This is a genomic window from Bacteroides sp. AF20-13LB (genome assembly GCF_003603065.1).
Lineage (GTDB): Bacteria > Bacteroidota > Bacteroidia > Bacteroidales > Bacteroidaceae > Bacteroides > Bacteroides uniformis.
Window position 1 is genome coordinate 524,943 of sequence record NZ_QTMH01000001.1, and the last position, 25,952, is coordinate 550,894.

At 44.6% G+C, this 25,952-nt stretch carries 24 protein-coding genes and 1 tRNA gene; 17 read left to right on the forward strand and 8 right to left on the reverse strand.

The genetic code is table 11. The features are described 5' to 3' along the window. The first annotated feature begins 25 nt into the window (after positions 1 to 25). The 7 genes from DWX62_RS01990 (at position 26) to DWX62_RS02020 (ending at position 7,715) form a co-directional block, all read left to right on the forward strand. The gene (locus DWX62_RS01990; RefSeq protein ID WP_117969061.1) at positions 26 to 1,471 is read left to right on the forward strand and encodes a lipopolysaccharide biosynthesis protein; all 1,446 of its coding nucleotides are present in this window, start codon (positions 26 to 28) and stop codon (positions 1,469 to 1,471) included. After that, positions 1,468 to 2,373, forward strand: a complete 906-nt coding sequence (locus DWX62_RS01995; protein ID WP_120172547.1) for a beta-1,6-N-acetylglucosaminyltransferase — start codon at positions 1,468 to 1,470, stop codon at positions 2,371 to 2,373. Before DWX62_RS01990 ends, DWX62_RS01995 begins: the two co-directional genes overlap by 4 nt. A 101-nt stretch (positions 2,374 to 2,474) precedes the next feature. Further along, on the forward strand, positions 2,475 to 3,845 hold the full coding sequence (locus tag DWX62_RS02000) for a bifunctional cytidylyltransferase/SDR family oxidoreductase (protein ID WP_008662504.1): 1,371 nt from the start codon (positions 2,475 to 2,477) through the stop codon (positions 3,843 to 3,845). Continuing rightward, entirely contained in the window at positions 3,842 to 4,657 is an 816-nt protein-coding gene (locus DWX62_RS02005) for a LicD family protein (protein ID WP_005830831.1), read from the forward strand. The genes DWX62_RS02000 and DWX62_RS02005 overlap by 4 nt, the downstream gene beginning before the upstream one ends. Continuing rightward, positions 4,654 to 5,670 (forward strand): hypothetical protein, encoded by a 1,017-nt coding sequence (locus DWX62_RS02010; protein ID WP_008662502.1) that lies wholly within the window; start codon positions 4,654 to 4,656, stop codon positions 5,668 to 5,670. The genes DWX62_RS02005 and DWX62_RS02010 overlap by 4 nt, the downstream gene beginning before the upstream one ends. Positions 5,671 to 5,710: 40 nt before the next feature. Further along, the gene (locus tag DWX62_RS02015; RefSeq protein ID WP_057258771.1) at positions 5,711 to 6,976 is read left to right on the forward strand and encodes a glycosyltransferase family 4 protein; all 1,266 of its coding nucleotides are present in this window, start codon (positions 5,711 to 5,713) and stop codon (positions 6,974 to 6,976) included. After that, the gene (locus DWX62_RS02020; protein ID WP_022400784.1) at positions 6,969 to 7,715 is read left to right on the forward strand and encodes a glycosyltransferase family 2 protein; all 747 of its coding nucleotides are present in this window, start codon (positions 6,969 to 6,971) and stop codon (positions 7,713 to 7,715) included. The genes DWX62_RS02015 and DWX62_RS02020 overlap by 8 nt, the downstream gene beginning before the upstream one ends. A 265-nt stretch (positions 7,716 to 7,980) precedes the next feature. On the opposite strand, the gene DWX62_RS02025 is transcribed toward DWX62_RS02020, so the two are convergent. Next, complete coding sequence (locus DWX62_RS02025; protein WP_117601410.1) at positions 7,981 to 8,697, reverse strand: NAD-dependent deacylase; 717 nt, start codon at positions 8,695 to 8,697, stop codon at positions 7,981 to 7,983. A 182-nt stretch (positions 8,698 to 8,879) separates the two neighbouring features. Between DWX62_RS02025 and DWX62_RS02030 the strand changes: the two genes are divergently transcribed. The 9 genes from DWX62_RS02030 (at position 8,880) to DWX62_RS02070 (ending at position 14,698) form a co-directional block, all read left to right on the forward strand. Further along, positions 8,880 to 9,473: an FKBP-type peptidyl-prolyl cis-trans isomerase gene (locus DWX62_RS02030; protein ID WP_005830842.1), complete on the forward strand. Its 594-nt coding sequence runs from the start codon at positions 8,880 to 8,882 to the stop codon at positions 9,471 to 9,473. A 19-nt stretch (positions 9,474 to 9,492) separates the two neighbouring features. After that, positions 9,493 to 10,359: an FKBP-type peptidyl-prolyl cis-trans isomerase gene (locus DWX62_RS02035; protein WP_005830844.1), complete on the forward strand. Its 867-nt coding sequence runs from the start codon at positions 9,493 to 9,495 to the stop codon at positions 10,357 to 10,359. Positions 10,360 to 10,589: 230 nt separating this feature from the next. Next, entirely contained in the window at positions 10,590 to 11,054 is a 465-nt protein-coding gene (locus tag DWX62_RS02040; protein ID WP_005830846.1) for an Lrp/AsnC ligand binding domain-containing protein, read from the forward strand. Between the two features lie 9 nt (positions 11,055 to 11,063). Then, the gene (locus DWX62_RS02045) at positions 11,064 to 11,375 is read left to right on the forward strand and encodes a DUF4491 family protein (protein WP_005830847.1); all 312 of its coding nucleotides are present in this window, start codon (positions 11,064 to 11,066) and stop codon (positions 11,373 to 11,375) included. 92 nt (positions 11,376 to 11,467) lie between these two features. After that, positions 11,468 to 11,541: transfer RNA gene (locus DWX62_RS02050), tRNA-Ile, on the forward strand. 555 nt (positions 11,542 to 12,096) lie between these two features. Next, positions 12,097 to 12,486 (forward strand): hypothetical protein, encoded by a 390-nt coding sequence (locus DWX62_RS02055; protein ID WP_022400787.1) that lies wholly within the window; start codon positions 12,097 to 12,099, stop codon positions 12,484 to 12,486. A gap of 12 nt (positions 12,487 to 12,498) precedes the next feature. Further along, entirely contained in the window at positions 12,499 to 13,152 is a 654-nt protein-coding gene (locus DWX62_RS02060; protein ID WP_120172548.1) for a hypothetical protein, read from the forward strand. An 18-nt stretch (positions 13,153 to 13,170) separates the two neighbouring features. Next, entirely contained in the window at positions 13,171 to 13,878 is a 708-nt protein-coding gene (locus DWX62_RS02065; protein ID WP_022400789.1) for a hypothetical protein, read from the forward strand. A gap of 94 nt (positions 13,879 to 13,972) precedes the next feature. Then, positions 13,973 to 14,698 (forward strand): nuclease-related domain-containing protein, encoded by a 726-nt coding sequence (locus DWX62_RS02070; protein ID WP_243636237.1) that lies wholly within the window; start codon positions 13,973 to 13,975, stop codon positions 14,696 to 14,698. A 23-nt stretch (positions 14,699 to 14,721) separates the two neighbouring features. Here DWX62_RS02070 and DWX62_RS02075 read toward each other — a convergent pair whose 3' ends face one another. From DWX62_RS02075 to DWX62_RS02105, 7 genes are all read right to left on the reverse strand, one after another. Beyond that, positions 14,722 to 16,254 (reverse strand): hypothetical protein, encoded by a 1,533-nt coding sequence (locus DWX62_RS02075; protein WP_022125351.1) that lies wholly within the window; start codon positions 16,252 to 16,254, stop codon positions 14,722 to 14,724. Positions 16,255 to 16,589: 335 nt separating this feature from the next. After that, positions 16,590 to 17,453, reverse strand: coding sequence for a toprim domain-containing protein (locus DWX62_RS02080; RefSeq protein ID WP_022125350.1), 864 nt, complete (start codon positions 17,451 to 17,453; stop codon positions 16,590 to 16,592). Positions 17,454 to 17,626: 173 nt separating this feature from the next. Continuing rightward, the gene (locus DWX62_RS02085; protein ID WP_120172556.1) at positions 17,627 to 18,823 is read right to left on the reverse strand and encodes a primase-helicase family protein; all 1,197 of its coding nucleotides are present in this window, start codon (positions 18,821 to 18,823) and stop codon (positions 17,627 to 17,629) included. A 13-nt stretch (positions 18,824 to 18,836) separates the two neighbouring features. After that, entirely contained in the window at positions 18,837 to 19,142 is a 306-nt protein-coding gene (locus tag DWX62_RS02090) for a helix-turn-helix domain-containing protein (protein ID WP_022125348.1), read from the reverse strand. Between the two features lie 141 nt (positions 19,143 to 19,283). Further along, a complete protein-coding gene (locus DWX62_RS02095) occupies positions 19,284 to 20,651 on the reverse strand; it encodes a DUF6043 family protein (protein WP_120172550.1) in 1,368 nt (455 codons plus the stop codon). Positions 20,652 to 20,673: 22 nt separating this feature from the next. Continuing rightward, a complete protein-coding gene (locus tag DWX62_RS02100) occupies positions 20,674 to 21,966 on the reverse strand; it encodes a DUF4143 domain-containing protein (RefSeq protein ID WP_120172551.1) in 1,293 nt (430 codons plus the stop codon). A gap of 157 nt (positions 21,967 to 22,123) precedes the next feature. Continuing rightward, a complete protein-coding gene (locus DWX62_RS02105) occupies positions 22,124 to 23,623 on the reverse strand; it encodes a site-specific integrase (protein ID WP_120172557.1) in 1,500 nt (499 codons plus the stop codon). Positions 23,624 to 24,452: 829 nt separating this feature from the next. Here DWX62_RS02105 and DWX62_RS02110 point away from each other — a divergent pair. Beyond that, positions 24,453 to 25,946, forward strand: a complete 1,494-nt coding sequence (locus tag DWX62_RS02110; RefSeq protein ID WP_182416871.1) for a tyrosine-type recombinase/integrase — start codon at positions 24,453 to 24,455, stop codon at positions 25,944 to 25,946. The last annotated feature ends 6 nt before the right edge of the window (positions 25,947 to 25,952 follow it).

The window sequence follows — 25,952 nt, forward strand, 5'->3', positions numbered from 1 at the left end:
TCGTTGCCTTATCAACCAATAAACTATGTCCGATACATCACTCAAAGAAAAAACAGCCAAAGGCCTCTTCTGGGGAGGATTCAGCAACGGCATACAGCAGTTGTTAAATCTGGGATTCGGAATAGTCCTTGCCCGTCTGCTGGATGCTTCGGATTATGGTATGGTAGGGATGCTTACCATCTTCTCCGCCATTGCCGCCGCCTTGCAGGAGGGTGGGTTCATTTCGGCACTGACCAACCGGAAGGAGACTTTGCACAAGGATTACAACGCCGTGTTCTGGTTCAGCCTGATGTGCAGCACTACTATATATATATTACTCTTCTTTGCCGCACCGCTGATTGCCGACTTCTACGATACGCCCGAGCTGATACCGCTGTCCCGTCTCTCCTTCTTGGGATTCGTCATTTCCAGCATGAGCATTGCACCGAGGGCATATCTATTCAAGAACCTCAGAATCAAGGACACTACCGTCATTTCTATTTCAAGTCTGATAGTCTCCGGTATTGTGGGCATCACATTGGCGGCAAACGGATTCGCCTATTGGGGGATTGCATTGCAAAGCATCTCTTTCATCACCGTAATGACGATTCTTAACTTCTACTTCTCGCATTGGAGACCCCGCTTCCGGTTCGACTTCACACCCATTAAGGAGATGATAGGGTTCAGCAGTAAGATAATCATTACGAATATCTTCACCATAATCAATAACAATTTGTTTTCCGTCTTGTTGGGTAAGTTCTATTCGGAACGGGAAGTGGGTAACTTTACGCAGGCAAACAAGTGGAACGGCATGGGACATACCACGATTACGGGCATGATAAACGGCATTGCACAACCCGTCTTTACCCGGGTTGCCGACGACAAGGCACGGCAACTTGCCGTATTCAGAAAGCTGCTGCGCTTCACCGCCTTTATCTCTTTCCCCGCCATGCTGGGATTGAGCTTGGTATCGAAAGAACTGATTATAATCACTATCACGGAGAAGTGGCTGCCCAGTGCCGATATCTTGCAACTGTTATGTATTTGGGGAGCATTTATTCCCGTCATCAATCTGTTCTCCAACCTGCTCATCAGCCGGGGACATTCTTCTATCTATATGTGGAGCACCATCAGCTTGAGCCTGCTGCAAATAGCAGCTGTATGCGCCATATACCCATACGGGTTGGAATGGATGCTGCGTATTTTCGTCATTATCAATATCGGCTGGCTGTTTGTATGGTTCCGTTTTGTCAAGAGGGAGATAGGATTAAGACTGCGCGATATGCTGAAAGACATCTCTCCTTATCTCTCCCTATCCATTGTACTCGTAGTGTCAACTCACTATGCTACTCAGCCCATAGAAAACCTATACTTAAATATGGCAGCCAAAATCATTATGGTAGCTGGGCTTTATGCACTGGTTTTGTGGAAACTACAATCTACCATCTTCCGGGAAAGCATTGAATTCCTCTTAAAGAAAAAAAGAGCATGAGCCGCATAGCCTACATCATATCCGCCTACAAGGATGCCCCACACTTGGCACGCCTGGTTGCCGCACTGGATGACCGGGCAGACTTCTACGTGCACATCGACCTCAATGCCGATATACACCCTTTTGAAGAAGCCTTGGGAGACAAGGTCACTTTCGTGCCCCGCCACCGGATAAGCTGGGGAGGATGGGAACAAGTGGAATATCAGAAAGAATTGCTTGCCGCCGTATTGCACAGCGGCATCCCCTATACCCGTGTAGTATGCCTGAGCGGGCAAGACTATCCGTTATGGAACAACAACGCCATCCACCACTATTTCGAGGAGCATCAAGACACTGAATTCATCGGCGGTTTCAACCTGACACGCTGCACCGTGAAACAGCAGTTGCACAAGATAACCCATTACCACCCTTTCCGTGACCTGCCTTGGAAGAGTATATGGTGGAAGAACAAACTCATCGTAGCATCGCGCAAGCTGGCACAGATACTCCCCATCCGGAAAGCCCCTTTTGCACCCTTGGAGGGCAAGCAGGCAGATGTCTATTTCGGTTCCGACTATTGGGCCATCACGTTGCCCTGCGCACGATATGTATATGAAAAGTTGTGCACGGAGGAGAAGCTGGTGAAGTATTTCAGAACCAGCTTTGTACCCAGCGAACTGTGCATACAGACCATCGTATTCAACTCCCCTTTTGCCTCAAAAGGGCTTCTTTTAGAGGGAGAATACCCCGGACTTACCCGTCTCACCCCCTTGCACTACATAGACTACGGCGCATCCATCCGCGTGATGACACTCGAGGACCTGCCGGTATTGCGGCAGTCTGGAAAGATGTTCTGCCGGAAAATAGTAAGCGGCACATCAGACAGATTAATGGAAGCCATAGAGCAGACAAGAAGAGAATAAAAAGAGAGTTATCCCAACAGATATGCCACTTTATCCCAACCGGAATGCTGCAAAGAAGCAATTAATTCGTATTTTTGCAGCATCACATTTCTATTGATACAATGAAAAAGAATGTAGTAGTCATATTGGCAGGAGGAGTCGGTAGCCGTCTGGGATTGTCCACTCCCAAGCAATTCTTCAAGGTAGCGGGAAAAATGGTCGTGGAGCACACCATCGATACTTTCGAAAGCAATCCACATATTCACGAGATAGCTATCGTATCCAATCCTTTCTATATCTCCGATTTCGAATCTATCATCATCAAGAACGGATGGAAGAAGGTCAAGAAGATATTGAAAGGCGGACAAGAACGGTATCATTCCAGCCTATCCGCCATCAAAGCCTACGAAGACACTGACGTCAATCTGATATTCCACGATGCCGTACGTCCGTTAGTGAGCCAGCGGATTCTGAATGACGTTATTGCCGCATTGGAAACCTACAAAGCTATTGATGTGGCAATGCCCGCCACGGATACCATTATACAAGTCAATGACAGATTCATTCAGGAAATCCCAGACCGCAGCAAACTGATGCGAGGACAGACTCCGCAAGCATTCCATCTGGAAACCATCAAGCATGCCTATGACATTGCCTTGCAAGACCCGGCCTTTAAAGTGACCGACGACTGCGGCGTAGTAGTGAAATACCTTCCGGAAGTACCGGTTTATGTAGTGAACGGCGAAGAAAGCAACATGAAGCTGACCTATAAGGAAGACACCTATCTGCTGGACAAATTCTTCCAGCTGCGCAAAAGTGAACTGAACACCTTGCCCATCGACCAGGAAAACAACCTGAAGAACCGGGTTGCAGTCGTATTCGGCGGTAGTTACGGCATCGGCGCAGACGTGGCTCAGCTACTCAAAGAGAAAGGAGCCAACGTATTCTGCTATTCGCGCAGCATGAACGGAACGGATGTAGGCAACAAAGAGCAGGTGAGCAAAGCCTTGCAGGAAGTGTACCGCCAATGTGGACGGATAGACTACATTATCAATACTGCCGGACTGTTGAATAAAGAACCTCTGATGAGTTGCGACTATCAGACCATCTGCAACGCTGTGAACACCAACTATATGGGTACTGTCAACGTGGCACTTGAAGCCTTCCCCTATCTGAAGGAGAGCAAAGGTAAACTCGTATTCTTCACTTCCAGCTCCTACACCCGGGGACGCGCCTTTTACAGCATCTATTCATCGACCAAAGCCGCCATCGTGAACTTTGTGCAAGCCATAGCACAAGAATGGGAACCGTTCGGCATCAGCGTGAACTGCATCAATCCGGAGCGCACCAAAACACCGATGCGTGTCCATAACTTCGGCATCGAACCGGATAACACCTTGCTGACCTCCGAGCAAGTAGCCATTACCACCATACAGTCACTGCTTTCCGAATTCACCGGACAAGTCATCGACGTAAAAAGAGAAGAAGTATGAAGAACCAATACCTATCGGACTACGTTGCCGACAACCTACGCGCCTGCCAACTGAAGCAACTTTCCATACTGAAAGAGGTGGACCGCATCTGCCGGAAACACAAGTTAAGCTACTGGCTTGACGGAGGCACACTGTTGGGAGCCATGCGTCATGGAGGATTCATCCCCTGGGATGATGACATAGACATCGGCATGACACTGGAAGACATGCAAGCATTCATGAAGGTAGCCCCCTCCGAACTACCCGACACACTGTTCCTGCAAACCCCGGAAAGTGACCCTACCAGCAAAGAGCCCATCGTCAAGATAAGGGATTTAAACTCAATCTATATTGAAGCAGGAGATACCTTCAGCGTAGAGTATCAGAAAGGACTATACGTAGATATATTCCCTTTCATCGACTACCCCACCGTGCCCCGCCCATGGGCAAAGAAGCTGTGCAAAGGCATCTCCGTCAGTTACTCCATCCTACACGCGCAACACTACTACTCGCTGCGCTCCTTTGCAGAATTCTTCTACTTCGGCATGAAGTATGCGCTTTTCAAAGGGATATGGGCAATGCTCTGCCTGGTACGCCCCAAAGGGACCTATCTTTCGAATATACTCATCAATAACGGATACGGCATCATGCACCGTAAAGATTCCGTCTTTCCGCTCTCCACCATCACTTTCGAAGGAAAAGATTTCCCGGCACCGGGCAATGTGGACGCCTATCTGAAAGATTTATATAAAAACTACATGGACATTCCTCCCAAAGAGAAGCAGATAGTCCATGCCTGCTATATTCACCCGGAACTAAAACCATTGCCATGAAACCAGCCCTTGTAGATGTATCTGTACTGATTCTTTTCTTCAACCGCCCCAAACTGCTGGCGCAAGTATTCGAACAAGTGAAGAAAGCACGCCCCGCACGACTGTTTCTCTATCAGGACGGCCCGCGCGGCGAACGCGACATGCCGGGCATAGAAGCTTGTCGCAAAGTAGTGGCAGACATCGACTGGGAATGCGAAGTACACCACAACTACCAAGAGAAGAACTACGGCTGCGACCCATCGGAATACATGGCACAGAAGTGGGCATTCTCCTTGTCGGACAAATGTATCGTGCTTGAGGATGACGACGTGCCTGCCGTCTCTTTCTTCGGCTTCTGCAAGGAACTGCTCGACAAGTATGAGCACGACACACGCATCAGCATAATTGCCGGATTCAACAACGAGGAGATTACACCGGACATCACTTCCGACTACTTCTTCGCCACCACCTTCTCCATCTGGGGATGGGCGAGCTGGCGGCGGGTGACGGACCAATGGGATGAATTCTACACCTTCCTGGACGACAAGGAGAACATGCGGCAACTGAAGAACCTCATCCACACACGGCGCTACCGCAAAGACTTCATCTACATGTGCCAACGCCACCGCGAACACGGGAAAGCCTATTACGAAACCATCTTCCACGCTTCCATGTTGTTCAATTCGGGTCTGAGCATCGTGCCCACCCGCAACATGATAAACAATCTGGGAGCCACTGCCGACTCCACCCACTTTGCCGGCTCCGTACACACCATGCCGCGCGGTTACCGCCGCATCTTCACCATGAAACGCTACGAAGTGGAGTTTCCGCTGAAGCACCCTCGCCACGTCATCGAGAACACTGCCTACAAGGATAGCGTTTACCGCATCATGGCATGGCGGCATCCCTGGATAAAGATTGCACGGTCGTTCGAGGAACTGGCGTTGAACCTACGGTACGGCAACTTCACCATCATATGGCAAACGCTGCAAAAGCGTATCCGGAAATGGATGAAACAAGACCGGCATCTGTAACAAGAAAAAACATTCAAAAAAGAAGAAACGAACAACAGTCATGAGAGTACTACTTATCAATACATCCGAACGCATCGGCGGCGCAGCCATCGCCGCCAGCCGTCTGATGGAATCACTCAAGAACCACGGCATCAAAGCCAAGCTGCTGGTACGCGACAAGCAGACCGACCAAATCTCCGTTGTGTCACTAGACCATAACTGGCGCATGGTGTGGAAGTTCGTCTGGGAGCGCATCGTCATCTGGAGCGCCAACCGCTTCAACAAGAAGAACATCTTTGCCGTAGACATTGCCAACACGGGGACAGACATCACCTCACTGCCCGAATTCCAGCAGGCAGACGTCATCCATCTGCACTGGATAAACCAAGGGATGCTCTCGCTGAAGAACATCGAGAAGATTCTCGCCTCGGGCAAGCCCGTCGTCTGGACCATGCACGACATGTGGCCCTGCACTGGCATCTGTCACCATGCCCGCGAGTGCACCCACTACCAGCAGGAATGCCACAACTGCCCCTTCATCCACGGAGGCAGAAGCAAACGTGACCTTTCCTACCGCATCTTCCACAAAAAGCAGGCATTGTATCGCAACCGCCACATCAACTTCGTCACCTGCAGCCGCTGGCTGGAAGAACGTGCCCGGACAAGCGCCCTCTTCTGCGGACATGCCGTGACGTGCATCCCCAACCCCATCAACACCAACCTCTTCAAGCCCCGCAACCGACAGGAAGCCCGCAGCCGTTGCCTGCTGCCGCAAGACAAGAAACTCATGCTGTTCGGCTCGGTGAAGATTACGGACAAACGGAAAGGCATCGACTACTTGATAGAATCGTGCCGACTGCTGGCTGACAAGCATCCCGAACTCCGGGAACAGTTGGGTGTCGTCGTCTTCGGCAACCAATCGCAACAACTGGAAAACCTGCTTCCATTCAAAGTCTACCCGCTGAACTTCGTCAGCAACGAACACCAACTGGTGAACATCTACAATGCCGTGGACATCTTCGTGACCCCCTCGCTGGAAGAGAACCTGCCGAACACCATCATGGAAGCCATGGCATGCGGCATTCCCTGCGTCGGATTCAACGTGGGCGGCATCCCTGAGATGATAGACCACCTGCACAACGGCTACGTGGCACAATACAAATCCTCGGAAGACTTTGCCAACGGCATCTACTGGACGCTGACCGAACCCGACTACCCCAGCCTCTCGGAACAAGCCTGCCGGAAAGCCATCTCCCACTATTCGGAGAACGTCGTCGCCAAGAAATACATTGACCTTTACAACAAAGTGACCGGAAGAAATGCATAACCACCCCACCCCGAAATTCAGCATCATCACCGTGACCTACAATGCCGAAGCGGTACTGGAGGACACGATTCAAAGCGTTATCTCGCAAACCTACCACCACGTAGAATACATCCTTGTGGACGGTGCGTCCAAAGACGGCACGCTCTCCATTATCGACCGTTACCGCGACCGCATCACCCGCATCGTGAGCGAACCGGACAAGGGATTGTACGACGCCATGAACAAAGGCATCCGCCTTGCCACCGGCGATTACCTCTGCTTCCTCAATGCCGGCGACAGCTTCCACGAGGACGACACCTTGCAGCAGATGGTGCGTTCCATCTCCGGCAACGAACTACCCGACGTGCTGTACGGCGAAACGGAACTGGTGGACAAGGAAGGTCACTTCATCCGCATGCGCCGCCTCGCCGCCCCGGAAGTGCTTACCTGGCGAAGCTTCAAGCAGGGCATGCTGGTCTGCCATCAGGCCTTCTTTGCCAAAGCTTCCCTTGTAGAACCCTACGACCTGCAATACCGCTTCTCCGCCGACTTCGACTGGTGCATCCGGGTGATGAAGAAGGCACGGACCTTGCACAATACCCATCTCACCCTCATCGACTATCTGGAAGAGGGAATGACCACCCAGAACCGGCAAGCATCCCTGCGCGAACGCTTCCGCATCATGGCGCGGCATTACGGACTGATGAGTACCGTAGCCCATCATGCCTGGTTCGTATTACGGGCCGTGATAAAGAAATAGCACAAATTTCGAGGACAAATATACTTTGTTCCCGCAAGACCTATACCTTGCGGGAATCTCCCCTATACCCAGCTCTCTACAGTATAGGAGTGAGTACCCAAAACATCCCCATGTTTTCACCTAAAACATCCGGATGTAATGGAGCAAAACATCCCCATGTTTTGGGGTAAAACATCCGGGTGTTTTGGAGAAAGACATCCGGATGTTCTGCATATTAAGTCCTATACCGTGAGGGGCTAAGTCCTAAGACATAGGAGATTAAGTCCTAAGGCAAAGGAGGCTGGGTAGCTGCAAGCAGCGCCTTCAACTCTTTTACCCCTTCCGAAGCTCCCTTTTGAATGACATGTATCGGACGCATGACGTGCGTGTCCACCGGCTTGGGGTCTATCAGATACACTTCGGCGGCACGGGGCACGTAGTTCAGCAGTCCCGCAGCGGGATAAACGTTCAGGCTGGTGCCGATGATGACGAAGATGTCCGCCTGCTCCACATACCGGATGGCAGTCTCAATCTCCGGCACCGACTCGCCAAACCACACGATGAACGGGCGGAGCTGCGTACCGTCGCCCGCCTTGTCGCCCAACTTTACTTCATATTCCTCCGGCGCCAGTTCCTTGACGAAATGCGGATTATAAGGGTCGCGGCTGGAACAAACCTTCGTCAGTTCCCCATGCAAGTGTATCACGTGCGTACTGCCGGCACGCTCGTGCAGATTATCTACGTTCTGGGTGACGACCGTTACATTGAAATCCCTCTCCAGGTCGGCAACGCCCAGATGCCCGGCATTCGGCACCACATCGAGCAACTGCTTGCGACGTTCGTTATAGAAATTAATGACCAGTTCCGGATTACGTGCATACCCCTCGGGAGTCGCCACCTGCTCCACCGGATATTTGTCCCATAATCCGCCCGCATCACGGAATGTGCTGATGCCGCTCTCGGCGCTCATACCAGCACCCGACAATATGACCAAGTTCTTCATTTTCCGCTCCTTTCCTTTATTAAAGTAAGACAAATATAAGAAGAATGTTCAAGTTGTGATATAAATAAGAAAAATTAAATACTTAAAAGCCTTATCATTCAAATAAAAGACGTACTTTTGCCACTCATAAATTTGCAATAGACTGGAAAAGAAACCAATCCGGTCGTCAACAAAAGAATCTTATGGACAAATTCAGTTATGCTATCGGCCTTGGAATAGGTCAGAATCTTTTAAGCATGGGTGCCAAAGGCATTGCAGTAGATGACTTTGCACAAGCAATCAAAGACGTTTTAGAGGGCAACCAGACGGCAATCAGCCACACAGAAGCCCGTGACATCGTCAACAAGTACTTCGCCGAACTGGAGGAGAAGATGAACGCAGCAAACATAGAAGCCGGCAAAAAGTTCCTGGAAGAGAACAAAAAACGCGAGGGAGTTGTTACGCTTCCCAGCGGACTTCAATACGAAGTTATCACAGAAGGAAACGTCGGTCACTATGCCAAAGCAACCGACCAGGTACAATGCCACTACGAAGGCACACTGATTGACGGAACGCTGTTCGACAGCTCCATCAAGCGCGGCCAGCCTGCCACATTCGGTGTAAACCAAGTGATACCCGGTTGGGTGGAAGCCCTTCAGCTTATGCCCGAAGGTGCCAAGTGGAAACTCTACATCCCCAGCGACCTGGCATACGGAGCGCAGGGTGCCGGCGAGATGATTCCTCCCCACAGCACGCTCGTATTCGAAGTCGAATTACAGAAAATTTTATCTAAATAAACAAACAAGTAAAAGCAAAATGAAAAAAGTAACATTTCTCATGGCTCTTGCAGTAGCTGCCGGCATGGCATCTTGTACTGCTCAAAGTCCGAAAGCTGATTTGAAGACGGACATCGACTCATTATCTTACGCCATCGGTATGGCGCGTACAGAAGGTTTGGACCAGTATCTTGCACAACAAGGCATTGACTCAACCCAGATGTCAGAATTCCTGAAAGGTTTCAACGAAGGCGCAGCCAAAATCGATAAGAAAGACGTGGCTTACATGGCCGGTCTGCAAGTAGGCCAGATGGTCAGCAAGCAATGGGTGGAAGGCTTCAACCAACAAATCTTCGGCAACGACTCCACACAGAGCATCAGCCGCGAAAATCTGCTGGCAGGTTTCGTAGCAGGTGTCATCGGCAAGGGTGGTGCTATGGATATGATGAAAGCTCAAGAGTACATGCGTACTCAGATGGATGCCATCAAAGAAAAAGCAACTGCAGAAAAGTATGCTGACAACAAAGCTGCCGGTGAAAAGTTCCTGGCTGAGAACAAGGCTAAAGAAGGTGTAGTAACTACCCCGAGCGGTCTGCAATACAAAATCATCACCAAGGGTAACGGTGCCGTTCCTGCCGACAGCAGCAAGGTGAAAGTAAACTACAAAGGTACGCTGATTGACGGAACAGAATTCGATAGCTCTTACAAGCGCAACGAACCTGCTACTTTCCGTGCCAACCAGGTAATCAAAGGCTGGACAGAGGCCCTCACCATGATGCCCGTCGGCTCTAAGTGGGAACTCTATATCCCCTACGACCTGGCATACGGTTCAAGAGAAACCGGTAGCCAAATCAAGCCGTTCTCTACTTTGATATTCGAAGTGGAACTGCTGGGTATCGAGAAGTAATGTAACAATCCGAAGGGAGGGGCAAAACCCTCTTGATACTTCTTTTAGGCGCGGATTACGAGGAATAACGCGGATTTGGTAAACTAAATCCGTGAAATCCGCGTAATCCGCGCCTTATCGTTACCCCTCACTTTTATTCATTTTTCCGTCCCTTTTTATAGATAAATTAAAATAAAGTCCTATATTTGCTTACTATTTGATAACAACAAGAACTTTACTTATTTACTATTATGGAAAAAATAGACAATCTTGACCGGCAGATTCTGGAAATCATCTCCCAAAATGCCCGTATCCCTTTCAAGGACGTAGCTGCTGAATGTGGCGTGTCACGTGCTGCCATCCATCAACGTGTACAGCGCCTGATTGACCTTGGCGTTATTGTTGGCTCAGGCTATCATGTAAATCCCAAGTCCCTTGGATACAGAACCTGCACTTACGTAGGAATCAAGCTGGAAAAGGGCTCCATGTATAAGACGGTAGTTGCTGAGCTGGGCAAGATTCCCGAAATCGTAGAATGCCACTTCACCACTGGTCCGTACACCATGCTGACCAAGGTATATGCCCGCGACAACGAGCATCTGATGGATTTGCTGAACAACAAGATGCAGGAGATTCCTGGCGTAACCGCTACCGAGACCTTGATTTCCCTGGAACAGAGCATCAAGAAGGAGATTCCTATTTGCCCCGAGAAATAACGAACAACAATGGATTTCTTGAACGAATATCATCTGTCGGGCCTTGTCATAGGTATCTGCACATTCCTCATCATCGGCTTGTTTCACCCCATAGTTGTGAAAGCCGAATATTATTGGGGCACCAAGTGCTGGTGGATTTTCCTTTTACTCGGCATCGGCGGCATCATTGCCTCCCTTTATACGGAGAACATCATGATAGCCTCCCTTTTGGGCGTCTTTGCATTTTCCTCGTTCTGGACCATCAAGGAGATATTCGAGCAGGAAGAACGAGTGAAAAAAGGCTGGTTTCCCAAGAATCCAAAACGAACTTATAAGTTCTAAGGACAAAGGTTATAAGGAATTTTATCCAAAAGTCTTGCATATTTCAATAGAAAATGCTACTTTTGTCCCCGCTATCCAAGCAAGGATGCATCGGACTTGTAGCTCAGTTGGTTAGAGCAACAGACTCATAATCTGGAGGTCCCTGGTTCAAGCCCAGGCTGGTCCACTTTAATAATCAAGCACTTACAAAGATTTGTAGGTGCTTTTTCTTTTATACGGTGACCTTCAGGTGACCTTTTTAAAGCGAAACTTTATAAAAGTGACCTTCTGAAATTTCATTGGATTGCAGAGAATTTTTATAGATTTTTATCCTATTGCGGGCTTGATACTGCGGAATGTAATGCACATTTTTATCAAAACATTCCCTACAAACATCATTCTACAATCTATTTTCATATTCAAAATGAGGAAAGTCACTTAAAAAACATAAGAGATTATCGAGGAAAAGATGTAACTTTGCAAATGGAGAGAATCAACTCTTTCCAAGACATTTGAAATAAAAGGAGCGTTATGCTACTCTTGTAAGTGCGAAGCCTGAGAAACTGAAACACGAAATCAACAAGAATTGGCATGGCAGTTCCCACGTTATAGCGTGGGCTGCTTAACCATATCTGTTGATTAAGGTTTTCTCAGGGCCTGCACTTTAAGACGTGGTTATTGGCAGTGCCACGCTTCGTGGTTTTAGAGTATTACATAGATGGAAATTTAAAATAACAAGTATATGAAAAAAGTCATCATTATCTTTTTGGTATTCTTTTATGCCATCGTATCTTTTGCACAAAGTGAAAGTGCTAAACCCACCTTTGGAGTAAAATTGGATAGAGAAGTGGCTGTAGCCAAAATAGAAAAAGAAACCTATCAAGACGTTATTGTTGAGTTAAGGTCAGCAGATTTAGGAGACTTATTCACAGAAGGCGTTAAGATTATTGTCAAAGATGCTAAAACAGGGAAGAAACTGTATAGTAAGCGTTTTTCAAAGTCATACCTCTATGCATTTTCAGATGGTACTATTCAAGTAGGAAAAGGAAATGCATTAACTCAGCTTACATTATTTAAGTCAAAAGAATACAGCGTCTGGTTAATGGAGATAAGAAAAAATGGTATTTACTGAGATAAAATAATTATGTATCCTCACGATAATATATTCAACATTTATTACAACATAGGCAAACGAACCCCATTCTTGGTAAAAAGGTGTGAGTTGGGACTAGCTCGTTCTTCAAGCGAAGAAAGACGTATTGACCCTAATCGAGATAGAACCTTTTTAGTTGAGACGGTAAAGCCCCGCGGCAAATACGGCAAGGCTTATGGCAAATGTTTTGTAAATGGAAAACCCGATGACACTTATAGACAAGAATGTTATCCCGATATCAAAGATGAAGAAATACCCTGTGCAGGGTGTGGTGAATGGGTCTTGATTGATGTTCCTGGCGTATCACTTGATGAAATATTCCCTATCCACAAAGCGGATGAAGTCCTTATGTTTGGAAAATACAAAGGGAAATCTCTGAGTGATATTTATAAAATAGACTATCAATATCTTTATTGGTTAACAACAACAGATAGATTTTTCAAAATTGACTTTGAAGAACTGAAAAAGTCATATCCAGATATTGAGAAACATTTAGAGATGTCTATTTCGGACAGAATAATTGATTTTGGGAAATATAAGGGACAAAAATTCAGCGATATAAAAGATGATGTCTCTTATTTAGAATGGCTTGTTTCAATAGAGAAAATATCCAAAGAAGACTTTAATTTATTAACTACGATATAATCAATAAAAACAACAAATATGAAAAAATGGTTTATCTATGTGCTTGGTATAATCACAGGTGTTATACTTACATTTGTTTTCGCATTTTGCGTTAATCTATCCAGCAATTCGGGAATTATCGGACTTGAAATGTTTGAAGAACCCGGAGATTATATGGAATATTCACAATTTGAAGTGTTCCAAGTGGTAGAATCTGGATGCGCATTAGCCCATGCCGATGATTCTTTTGGTGCAATAGTCTTTATTATACCAAATGAAAAACAACAGTTCTATGATAATCAAAAAATCGTTCTTAAAAATGACCAATGCGCTCAACATGTGGGAACTTATAAATACAACACCAAAATGGAAATAGAAAAAACAGTACCGGCTGTTAGAATTGTTGATGGTGTAGAATTGCCAAAATCTGATATAGCAATAGCAGCTAGTAATAATTCTGGGAAAATATTATTTGATAAACCCGGGGATTGTGTAAGTCGGAAAAATTTTGAGGTACAAGAGGTCTTGGAATCAGGTGATGCTATTGCGTTGGAAATTAGAGAAGTTCTCTCAGGACATATCTTTACTTCTGATTTAGAAGTCTTAATATTAGCTCAAGAGGGTAGTAATTTTTACAATAAGCAAGTCGTAAAAACTCCTCAAGGGAAATGCGCAAGACAAATTGGGAACTATAAATATAAACAATATGGAGATACAAAAGTAATTCCTATAATTGCTTTCAAGTAAATAATTAGGTTTCATTCAAACATTCAATATGGCTTTCTATCAAATTATTAAATAATCATTAATGCCATTTGCGTCTATCATATTCACATTATGCTTGATAACAGGTATTGTTTATCTTGTTTATCTCAAACGAAAAGAGCGTGAACTCATTGAGCAAGTTACGCCCATTACTCGTGGTGAATGGTCGGAACGGAGAGTGGTGTTAAGATTATTAAAAATGGGTATTAATCCCAAAGCCATATTTCATGATTTGTATATTCAAAAACCGAATGGAGAATACACGCAAGTAGATGTAGCCGTTGCGACAAAAGTTGGCATTATCGTATTTGAAGTTAAAGATTATAGCGGTTGGATTTTCGGTAATGAACATCAGAAATATTGGACACAATTATTGGCGTATGGAAAGGAAAAGCACCGTTTCTATAATCCTGTTATGCAAAATTCCGGACATATCCAAGCTATTAGGCAATGCTTACAACAAAATCCTGACACTCCAATTTATTCTGTTATTGTATTCTTCGGGAGCAGTGAGTTTAAGGATGTTACTTGTAATGCAAACAATACTTTTATAATATATCCTCGTTCTATCCAGCAAGTAGTATCTGAAATTTTGATGCAGCCCAATGCCAATTTCGGAAACAAATACGAGATAATGAACTTATTTACGAAGGCAGTACAAAATGGCAATAATCCGATGATTGTTTCTTCACAAATCAACTCTGCTGCATACTATGGTCGTAATACACCACAGTCCACTTATACCATATCATTCGGTAATTTATTCCGTTTTGGCGGTTTCTCGTACAGAAGAAGATTTTGAAAATCCTTTTATTACCATAATTGTCACATCTTTATTCCGCCCTTTTGTCCTCGTTCAATTTTCCAATCATACGTCCCATTAGCGACATCGGCTACCTCCTTGTAGGTCTGCCGATTTTTTATTTCATCAAACGGCTTTCGGCTATTCGCATAATCGCAAAGCCAAGTACCGATTACTTGCTGCCGTTCTTGTGTATCGCCATAGTTCTGCATCACGCTCTTGATGTCAGCTGCTTCATCATTGCCAAAGATGGACTTGTATTTGTCCGTACCGTAATGGATAATCGCATCAATAGCACGCTTGAATACTTCGCTTGCAGCATAGAGTATATCGGCAAGAATAGCTAAGGCTTGCTTGCGTAAATTCAACTCACCTTGCAATCTGTTGATGGTCTTGTCTTTCTCTGCATTGACAAGCCTGACAGCATTATTGATGCGCAACTGCATATTTTCGTTTTGGCTGTTAAGTTGGCTAATCGCCCTGTCACGTTCTGTGGCAAGGGAGCGACTTTGCGCTATGGCATTATCACGTTCCGATTCGGCTTTTTGCTTTTCCGAAGCCAGTACCTTTGTCTGCTTCTCTACCTCTTTGATGACAGTCGGTTTGAACGCCTTTTTAAGGCGATCAAGTTCCTGTGTGAGCAACTTGTATTCCTTTTCAAGAGTGGCGGTTTTGCCAATGCCGACCAGACTGCCGACACTATCCAAGATACCGTCCACCGTGTTTTTGCGGATTTCATCACGCTTTTTCTGCTTGCTGGCAATCTCACTGTCAAGAGCCGAACTCCGTTCAGCCTTAGCCTTATTCTCAACCTCTATGGATGCACGCTCGGCTTCGGCTTCCTCTTTGGCAGAGAGGGCGGCTTCCTTTTCCGCTTTGATTTGTTCGGCTTCCTGCTTCTGCTTGGCTATGATGTAGTCCGTGCGCTCCAAATGCTTCTTGCCTGTAAGCTCTTTTGAGATGCCCCTTTCCATATCAAGACACTCAGCCAAAAGTGTCTGCATCTCGCTCATGGCTTTCTCGTCCAGCTTGCAGGATTTCCCTGTGTCGTGGTTCATCCAATCCCACACGATATGAGCATGAAGATTGGGCTTCCAAGTGGCAGGGTCTTGCGGGTTGGTGTAATGCCCCTCGTCACGATGGATGAACACTTGCAGGGGTGTGATACCCCAACACTCCTTACACACCCCACAAAAACGTTGCAACTGTTCCATAGTCGTTTCGCTATTGATTACAACCACACCCTCTTTGAGTGGGGTGCTGCCACGTACGATGGTCACCTTACCTGTTTTCTTGTTCACCCGTTCACGGTCTTTGGTCTGCATTGCCCGACCTGTCTTTTCCTTGACCATTTGGGCAATCTGATTATAGCGGTCAGCCAACGAACTGTTGCCCAATTCAGGTGCTACCCATGCTTCGTTTGAAGCCATGAGGTCGGTACGGATATATAGCCTTTCTTTGTTGATACGGGCAAGGTATTCAGCTCTCCGTCTGTTGTGTTCTTCACTACTTCCTGTATTACAAGGCTTGATGTTGATGGATGTCTTTTGTGCCATAGGGATTGGTTTATTATGCTGTTGTTTCCAAATATCGGGTCATTAAGGCAGAGCCTTAATCGGAGGGTGCAGGGAGAGGGTCACTTCCTGCTTGGGGTTCTTAGGGGTGGAAACCTCTGAGCGGAGTTTCCAAAGAGAGGGTCACTCTTTGGTCGGGTTGCATAGGGCTGACAGTCCTTGCCGGGTTCTTAGGGCAGCGTCCTAAGTGGGACGGGGCAACGCCCAGCCCCTCGGGAGAGCCCACAACTTCGGGAGCGTAGCGAAGAAGTTATAGTGGGCTATATCAGGGCAAGCCCTGTCATGCACGCCACACCTCTTTGCCTCCAGCCGCCAAGTCAGAATTTGTTTCTTCCCTTTTGTTGGAATGCCATGCTTTTGTTCATCAGATACTCGTTGAGGTCTTTGTATTCTTCATACTCATTTGAGGCATCAGTACACTTATCTCCCAATGCTTCCATTATTTGCCAGGTGGCCATTCTGCCAGCTTTGTCATTATCTAAGTGGCAGCATATTTGAGAATACTTATTGAGCATGGGTAGAGCACTCGGGATGTTTACAATGGAGTTGAGTACCACCGCATCACATTCGCCATGTAGTATGAGATAGGAGAGATAGTCCACGAATCCCTCGAATATGTGACAAGCGGTTTCGTGGTTCCTTATCGTAGTGATTGCTTTCGGAGCAATACATCCCTTGAAGTATGGATTCCGAAGTTCATAGCCACCAGCATCATTCTTGAAACCAATAACAAAATATCGCTTGCCAGCACTTTTGTAGTGTATTTCCACGCACTGACTTTTGGCTGTAATAGAATCAATCCCCCTTCCCGAGAGGTATTGTAGCAAAGCAGGATGAGCCAGTTCTTTCACCTCAATATCTTCAAACGAAGTGTCCTTTTGTGGGCAAGTAGATTGGGTTGGTGTTGTTGGTAGAATGATTAAACGCCCCATCATGTGCAATACTTCTGAAATATTATGTGTTTGGTATAGCTCCATAGCCAAATCAATGATGTTTCCACCTTTACCCAGTCCGAAGTCGTACCACACATTTTTATTCAAGTCAACCTTGAATGATGCGGTTTGTTCAGTATGCAGTGGCGACAAGTACCACCATTTATATCCTTTCTTATTTACAGGTTCGTAACCTTTGCTGCTAAGGAAACCGGAAATCGAAATTGCTTTTATCTCTTGTATAGTCATAGTGTGAGTGATTTGTTGAAATGATGAATTGTTGAGAGTTATTGCTGGTGAAAAGAAAAGTAGCTTTCTCTTTTGCCCAGTCTCACTTCTTGCTGAGTGTTTGTTGAATTGCATCTATTTGATAATCAAAGATTAGCTCGTTATTCTCAACAATTCAACGACTCAACAAAGGACTATAACCCTAAAGAATCTATAAACTCTTTGGTCACCGTGTAGAATCGTCCCACTCTGCTAACAGATGAAACACGCCCGGGCTTGGTGTAGTCACATTGGTAGGCAAGATAGGTCAGTGCGTTGTGTGCAGGGGTAAGTCTCCAGACATCTTTAACAACCTTGCGTATCTGCCATTGCTCCACCTTCACACCATTCATGGTTAGTAACGGTATCAAGTCCTGAGGGATGAACGATAGTTTGTCAACGTGCTGCGTTTCCATAATGTCACGTATCAGCTCCACCATATCCAGTTCCGTATGGTTACGGTTACATTGGATAATGCGGTCAAGTGCCTCGGTTCTGATGAGAGCAGGATGGAACCACATACGTCCTTCCTTGTTGGTGGAGAGTGTGCGGTGTTGAAGATAATAGAGAAATGCAGGTATCTGTTCTTTCAATTTTTGCAGGAAATTGGTATCATCGCTTTCGAGTGGTCGGATTTTACGCACCCAATAGCGGTTTTCTCCCGGGTCAATGATAACAGGATAGAGTTCGTTATTGGAACATAATACGAACTTGGCAAAGAAGTTTACCTCCTGTCGGTCTTTACCCTTGGCCTCCACCTTGTAGGTCTGGGCAGTGCTTAGGTTCTTCAATCGCTCGGAATCTTCCCTACGGCTCAACAGCACCTCGTCTACAACGATAAGTAGTTTGCCAGCCCAGTCGGCATTGAACTGGCTCCTGAAATCCTCATTCGTATTAAAAGTGGCATTGTCCTGAAAGATACTTTTCAGAAAGTTCAGGAATGTAGTCTTGCCTGTGTTTCGCTCCTCGGATACCAATAACAGGATGGGGAGTTTCTGAGTCGGCTGCGTATAAAGCAACTGCATATAGTCCAGTCCCAGTTTGTATTGTTCCTCAAAGATGTGGTGCATCAGTTTCTCTATGTCTGGAAAAATCCCCTCTGCAGGAATATGCTCAATCGGTTCATACAGATTATAGAAACCGGCAATATCCTTTTGATAGTCTGTGTGACTTGGCACTGTACAAAAGCCATTATATTTATCAATAGAAGGGATGTTGTGCTTACCATAGTCTTGTCGGATAGTGCTAAAGCTCCATTGTATTCTACGAGTGGTCATCGTTCCATCAGCCAAAGGCTGCTGCACTACCTTATATATAGTAGTACCTACTCGAATATATTGTTCTTCCATAATGTTTGCCTTTATATTATACATTTGAATTAGCACTATTCGCTGTCTGGACTTTAGATTTCAGAAGTGAGGAGATTTCCTTCTTTGAGTAAAGATTGCGTCCGCCCAATTTGTGAACGATAATAGTTCCCCCCTTCTGCATACGCCACAAGGTGGTATAGGTTATATGGAGTCGTTCACAGACTTGGTCGCGCGTAAAGTATTCGTCACTCTCTTCTTGTGTCAAATCGGTTTGTGGCTTTTTCCCAACCAGTTCTTCCACCATCTCGGCAACAACCTGTTTAAGGTCGTCTCTTTGTAACATTATAAAATTCCCTTGCATAACATATTGTTTTGATGATTATGCTGCGAAATTACGATGGAATAAAATGAAAGCACCTCGGTGAAAATCATGACGATTTCTGCCGAGGTGCTTTTAACGGAACAACGTTTGTTTTTAACAAATCAAATCTTCATAATGGAATCAATATACATCAGGGGAAAGTAAAGTCCGCAGTCTTATGCTTATCAACTTTGTCTGTTCCTTTCCTGTTTGAACAGCCTTTTCTGACAAACTCAAATTATAGTCGTAGCCGTGCTCGTTGACAATGGCATTATAAAGGGATTCTGCCCAATCAAAGCCTGACTTAAATCCTATGGATGGGAACTTTTCTAAGATGGCTGTATGGAAAGTTCGATAGTTGTAAGAGTCATTAAGCAAACTGCTACAGGTCAACGCAGCAAAAATATAGGCAAGAACGGAATCTGTACCATTTGTTTCCATCCATTCGGTAAGTATTACCTGTATCTCGTTGGTAAGAAGTTCTGCATGAGGCTGTATAAGCATTTCTTCAAACAGGACACAGACTTGCTTACGTCCACGTCTGCCCTTACTCTCTTGTAATGCAGAATTAGCTACATCTTTGACTACACGATTGTTTGCTGCTTTCCATGTGCCTTTAGTGTAAGTCGCTTTATCTATACTGGTAAGCATCAAAGAGCGCATAATTTGTTCGCCAAAGTTTTTCTGCCAAAAAGAAGGCTTCTCTCCCATCATTGTTTTGGATAATAAATCAGCGGCCTTCACGAAGCCATTATCAAATATCATCCAATAGAACACACTGAACAAGAAAGGATTATTGTGCTGCAATTTATCTTTTGTTTCCTCTTTGTTAAATGTGGAGGCAAACAGTTCTGTCAGTTTTTCGTGTGCCTGCTGACTAACATTAGAAAATTGAGTTTTGTTGTAGCTCTCGGTTCCCGGGCATAGGCTTAACAATAATTCGGTGATACCTTTTATTCCATCAAGTGATAGCAGTTCTATCAAGTAGGAGAAGCCTTTGAGGGCGAAGCTCATGTCACCCTCATATGCTTTGGCGAAAAGATTCGTGAACTCTTGATATTCTTTCGGATGTTCGTAATGCCAGCGACGTAAACGCAATAGATTCAGTTCTCGGTCTGATGCCTCTTGATTTTCCTGCTCTTTATCCTGTAAGTGGAGTTTAACCCCATCTTTGATGTATTGCGCATCCGTAGATTGCTCAAATTTAGTCATGGCACTCTCTATTTCCTCAAGTCCATTATCCAATTCCAAATAGCAATACATACAACAAGCAGCCACGTTACCTTCTTCTACGGCTTTAGAGAAGATGTTCATTATGTTCTCAATAGGCATATTCTTTGCTGCCATTACCTCCATAAGTATATTCTGGAGTGAATCTGGCTCATCACATTCTGCCGCATTGTCGTCATTCTGTGATAGGATATTCAAAGTGGAATGAATCTTACTTTTGAACTCTGCATAGATTTCTTGGTTCGTTTCAAACCATTCCTTCATCTTATTATTGCCCATAGGTATCGTATTATCTAATGGGTTAATCTTTAAGGCAAGCCAATGGAATTATTTTCACTCCATCCTGACGAGTGTATGCCATGCTTCCACCTGTCATCACAATCAGCAAATCCGGCTCTCGAAGAGGTACTTGCTTCTCCGTTTTGTTATGCTCTTGTATAAGTCTTTTGAGTTCAAGCAAGTGCTTAGCTCCATCATCTATCTCGCTACTACCAAGTTTGCATTCAATCAGGGCGTAACGTCCATCTTCCAAATGCAGTACAAGGTCAGCTTCTAACCCATAGCGGTCACGATAATATGAAATACGACTATTGAAATCAGCGGTGTAAATTTTCAAATCTCTTATGCACATCTGCTCAAAGATAAAACCAAATGTTTTTAATTGAGTTTCCATTTCTTCGACACTTATATTCATGGCAGCTACTGCAATAGAAGGGTCAACGAAACAGCGTTTAGGAGCACTACGTAACGATGTCTTACTGCGGATGGCAGGACACCATGCGTCAATGTCTTGGATTACAAACAATCTTTCCAACGTACTAATATAATCATCATAGGTATTCATGGTTAATGTAATATCTTCTGATGCCGTAACATCTGCAAGTATGCTGGTTTTCTTTGCCAAGGTACTGATATTTCTTGCGTATGACCTTAAAATTTGTCTGGCTATTTTAGGATTACGCTGTCTGTTATCCACTGCAGATATATCATATTCACAAACACTGTTTACATAGTCTTTTGCTATAAGCATAGCTGCCTTTGGCTTCATTTGTAATGTAGCTGGCCAACCGCCACGACAAGCGACATAAAGCAACTCGGGTATATCCAGTTTGCTTGTCGCTCCATCAATATCATAATTAGGATTATAGAACAATTCATGTATTGATACTTCTCCAGAAGATTCCAAAGACTCCCATAGGCTCATTGGGTACATTTTCATTCTTGTAATGCGCCCTGTTCCTGTGTGTCTTATTTGAGACTTGTCCACAGTATTACTTCCTGTTAAGATATATTGTCCTGGAATGCCACCAGTTTCATCAACTGCCGTTCTAACAGCATCCCACAGCATAGGAGCATCTTGCCATTCATCTATCAATCGAGGTTGTTCTCCTTTCAATAGCAATGATGGTCTGGTCTTGACTGTTGCAAGATATTCATTAACCTTATCAGGGTTTTGTAATTTAATTACGCTTTTGGCTTGTTGCTCCGCTGTAGTTGTTTTCCCCGTCCATTTTGGACCCTCTATTAACACAGCCCCAAAAGCCTCCAGTCTTTCCTGTAGCATTTTGTCTGCTACTCTTGGCAGATATTTCATATGAATACATTGTTAATCAATGGTGCAAAGATACTCTTTTTTTCTTAAACAAAGCACTCATTTGGTATTTTTGAGCCTTTTTATTTGGTGTTTTTGTGGTAATTCATTTGGTGTTATTGGGGTGTTTCATTTGGTATTTTTGCGGTAAATGATTATATCAGTTAGACAAACCAGCCATCAACTCCATCCGTTCCTCCTCGCTCAAGCCTTTCAGCATCTCAAGCAGGGCTTTCTTATCTACAATTGGAGCAACCTCTTTGGGCTTCTCATTGAGCAGATAATGATTATACTCCAGCATCTTCGCAAGAGGGTAAGCTCCGATATAATTGGAGGTAATGTCACCGCCACCACTATGCCCCATGCTGTCGCTTATATATTTATAAGGTACGACTCCCGAATTATTGAGGTTGGTAGCGAAGCTATGTCTTGCCCAAGTTGGCGATGGTGTCTGTTCCATATCCAACAGTTTGGCAACTTTAGCCATGTGTTCACGTATATATCTGTTATAGCGTTGAATAACCCAGATCTCTTGTTCGGGCGTAATTAGCTCACTCATTATAGGGAATACTCTCCGTCCAAGTTTTGGGACATTGCCATACCTGTTAAGTATCTCTTGAATTTCAGGAGTAACAGGAAATATCACTTCGCTGGCACTCTCGTTTCGTTCACGTGTCTTGTGCCTAAGAAAACGCAACTGTTTGCCGCGAGTAGCATAGTACAACTCGTCATAGGTCAGTCGAAGCGTATCGGCAAGATTTTGCCCATCACCCAGATACATAAAGAGGAATAATCCCAAGTCACGGAATATTGCGTACTTTTCCCTGCCAAGGAACAGTTCATTCCCGTCTTTGTCTTTTGCCTCGTCTGCCTTCCAAAAGTCATAGAGCTTCCGCATGGTTGCCACATCAAGAAACTCGTGTTTACGGCTTTGCGCTTTGTTGTAGCCCGTGTCCTTGAACATTTCTTTGGTATCACCTTTCATCAGTCCGTTAGCAATACACATATTGATAATGGTTCTCAGGCTACGGAGTGCGATAGCAATGGTGGTGGTGCTCAGCCCATTCTTTTTCATGATTTTCACCCACTTCAAGATAAAGTCACGGTTTATATCGGCAAACGATATATCCGTTCCCAAATCTTTCACAAAGCGGTTGCGCACATCCTTACTACAACGAGCAGAACCAGCCTTGCCTTCATTGGCCTTAAATTGAATGTATGAATCCCAAACTGTGATGATGGTGCTGTCATCGTCTTTCTTACCTTGAAATCGGTCTTGTAGCTTACGAAGAGAGAAATTGTTTTCTGAAATCAGTTGATTAGCCATCAGTTCCACTCTGTCCATCAGATTCTTCATGTCGTTACGTTCCGCTAATTGGATACGCCGACCGCTTTTCTCGTAATCGCAAAGAGTTAACCATTCTTCCATAGTGTATGATTTACCTAAGCGCAGGAAAGCCTTTTGCCCGGCATGACACACACGCACAGCTACAGGGAGCGGTTGCGAATAGTCGCCCGCTTTTCGTATGTCAAGAGTCAACGAGCCATACACATTACCATTAGCAGCAGTGAACTTTGCAAGGCATTTTTCTCCTCTTGCATTGGATTTTCCGTCCTTCTTGACCATTTCGGTGACCTTATTCGTTTTTTCAATCTCCATAATGCACTTATTAATAGGTGATATACCGCTCATTTTGGTGACCTTCAGGTGACCTTTTTGTGCGAAAACTACTGCAAATGTACGCATTTTCTTGCAAACAGCAAAATGTATTATATAATGATAATCAGCGTAATCACACTCTATGCAATCCTATAAAATAACCCACAAAAAGACTCATAATCTGGAGGTCCCTGGTTCAAGCCCAGGCTGGTCCACATTGAAAATTAGGCAGTTACGAATTTCGTAACTGCTTTTTTTATGCTCTTGCGTAAACAATGCGTAAACAAACTGTTTGAGTTGATTATGTTTATACATAGAATTTCTATGAAGTTCCATGTAGTCCTATAACATTACTCATTAATATATGTAGCTAATGTAGCTTCTTTGGCGGTTAAATAAACTCAAATATATTCTATTTTCACCTTGATTTATAGAATAATATTGTATTTTTGTATTGCGTAATGCATTTGTAGCAAGCCATGACCATTATGGTACTCTTTTTTAGAAAAGGAAAGTGAGTTTGCTTAACTATCGTGGGTAGGTTATCCCATTCCGATGAATCAATGCGTAGAGGGAGTACCAGTCGGAGGGTACTCTATATAACAAACGAAACGCGAGAGTTACTTCAGGGGTTGAGACCGATTAGCATAAGCCCGGTTACCATTCAGCGACAGAGGTTAACGAGATTGCACCGCTGCATATAACAACAATGTTTTTATCCGTCTAAGGGTAAGGGCTCTGTGGTTATATGCAGTGTTTTGTGTATGTATGCCTCACATTGCAAAGCGTCTGTATTCAGAGGTTATGTTGAACATAAACAATGAATGCAATGGAAAAACTGACAAAATCCATGTCCCTTTTCAAAGAACGTAACTGTTCTGTTTCTATCGTGTTGGACTCACGTACTCGCAGAAAAAATGCGTATGAGTTTCCATTATCTCTTCGTTTCACGGTAGACCGCAAATTCTTTTATTTCACAGTTGGAAGTTCTTTTACTGAAAGAAAGTTTTCAGATATTTGTAATGCAACTAAATGTAAGAGCGAGAACTACAGACTTCAAAAAGAGTGGAAAGATACCCTTATTCCTAAATACAAAGAAATTCTGATGAATCTGAATAAAGGTGGCATTCTGACATTTGAAATGGTACGTCAATGTATCATGGGAGAAGAAGTCGCAACACCCAATGAAGAAACAAATAAACCACAATCTTTTATTGGCATATGGGAAGAAATCATTAGCGGATTACGAACAGACGATGATGGTGCACGCTTTACTACAGCAGAGAGTTATGAGTGCGCACTCAAATCATTAAGAAAGATACTCGGACCAAATATGATTAAAGGATTTTGCATTAGTGCAGCAGAAATTCAGAAGTGGAAGGACGGAATGCATAATGGAGTAAAAGATGAGAATGGGAAGATAATAGGAAAAATCAGTGATACTACCGCAGGGATATATTTACGCTGTTGTCGTGCCGTATGGAATAAGTGTGTACATGAAGGCTATCTCAAAGATGTTCCTTATCCTTTCTCTAACAAGAAGGAGAAAGGGCTTGTAAGTATTCCTAAGAGCGCAAAGCGCAAACAAAGTTTTCTGAATGTTAATCAAATGACAGAACTATATAACCTCTTTGTATCCAAGAAATATCCCGAATATTGGTCAGAAGAATATACCAAACGCGCTCACTACTCATTGGGATTGTTTCTTGCCCAGTATTTGTGTAATGGGTTCAATATGGCAGATGCAGGGCGATTGACTTACGATAATTATTATTATCAGACACATGGTAAAGCTTTCCGCTTCAACCGTAAGAAAACTTCCCGAAGAAGTACTGACGGTTCCGAAGTAATCGTTCCTATCATACCTCCTTTACAATATATTTTAAATGAAGTGGCTGCACCTCCGACCCGAGGCGGTTTGGTCTTTCCCCACATATTAAAAGGAACTGAAACAGAAGAACTGCGTCGCAAATATACAATGCAGGAAAACTCTAATGTGAAAGACCGTATCATCAAAATATGTCACGAAGCACTGAAGTGGGATAAATCCATCTGTCCGTCTGGTACATGGTGCCGTCATTCGTTTGCCACGAACTTACATAATGCCGGAGTAGATATGGATTATATTTCTGAAAGCATGGGACACGCATCTTCTGATCATGCAATCACTCAAATATACATTGAGCACTATCCACTTGAAATTCAGATGGAAAATAACTCAAAGCTGTTGAATTTGACAAAAACTTCTGAAAGAGATTTGTTATTGGCAAAACTGACGAGTATGTCCACTGAGGATTTAGCCAAATTGTTTACACGACCATAACACGAT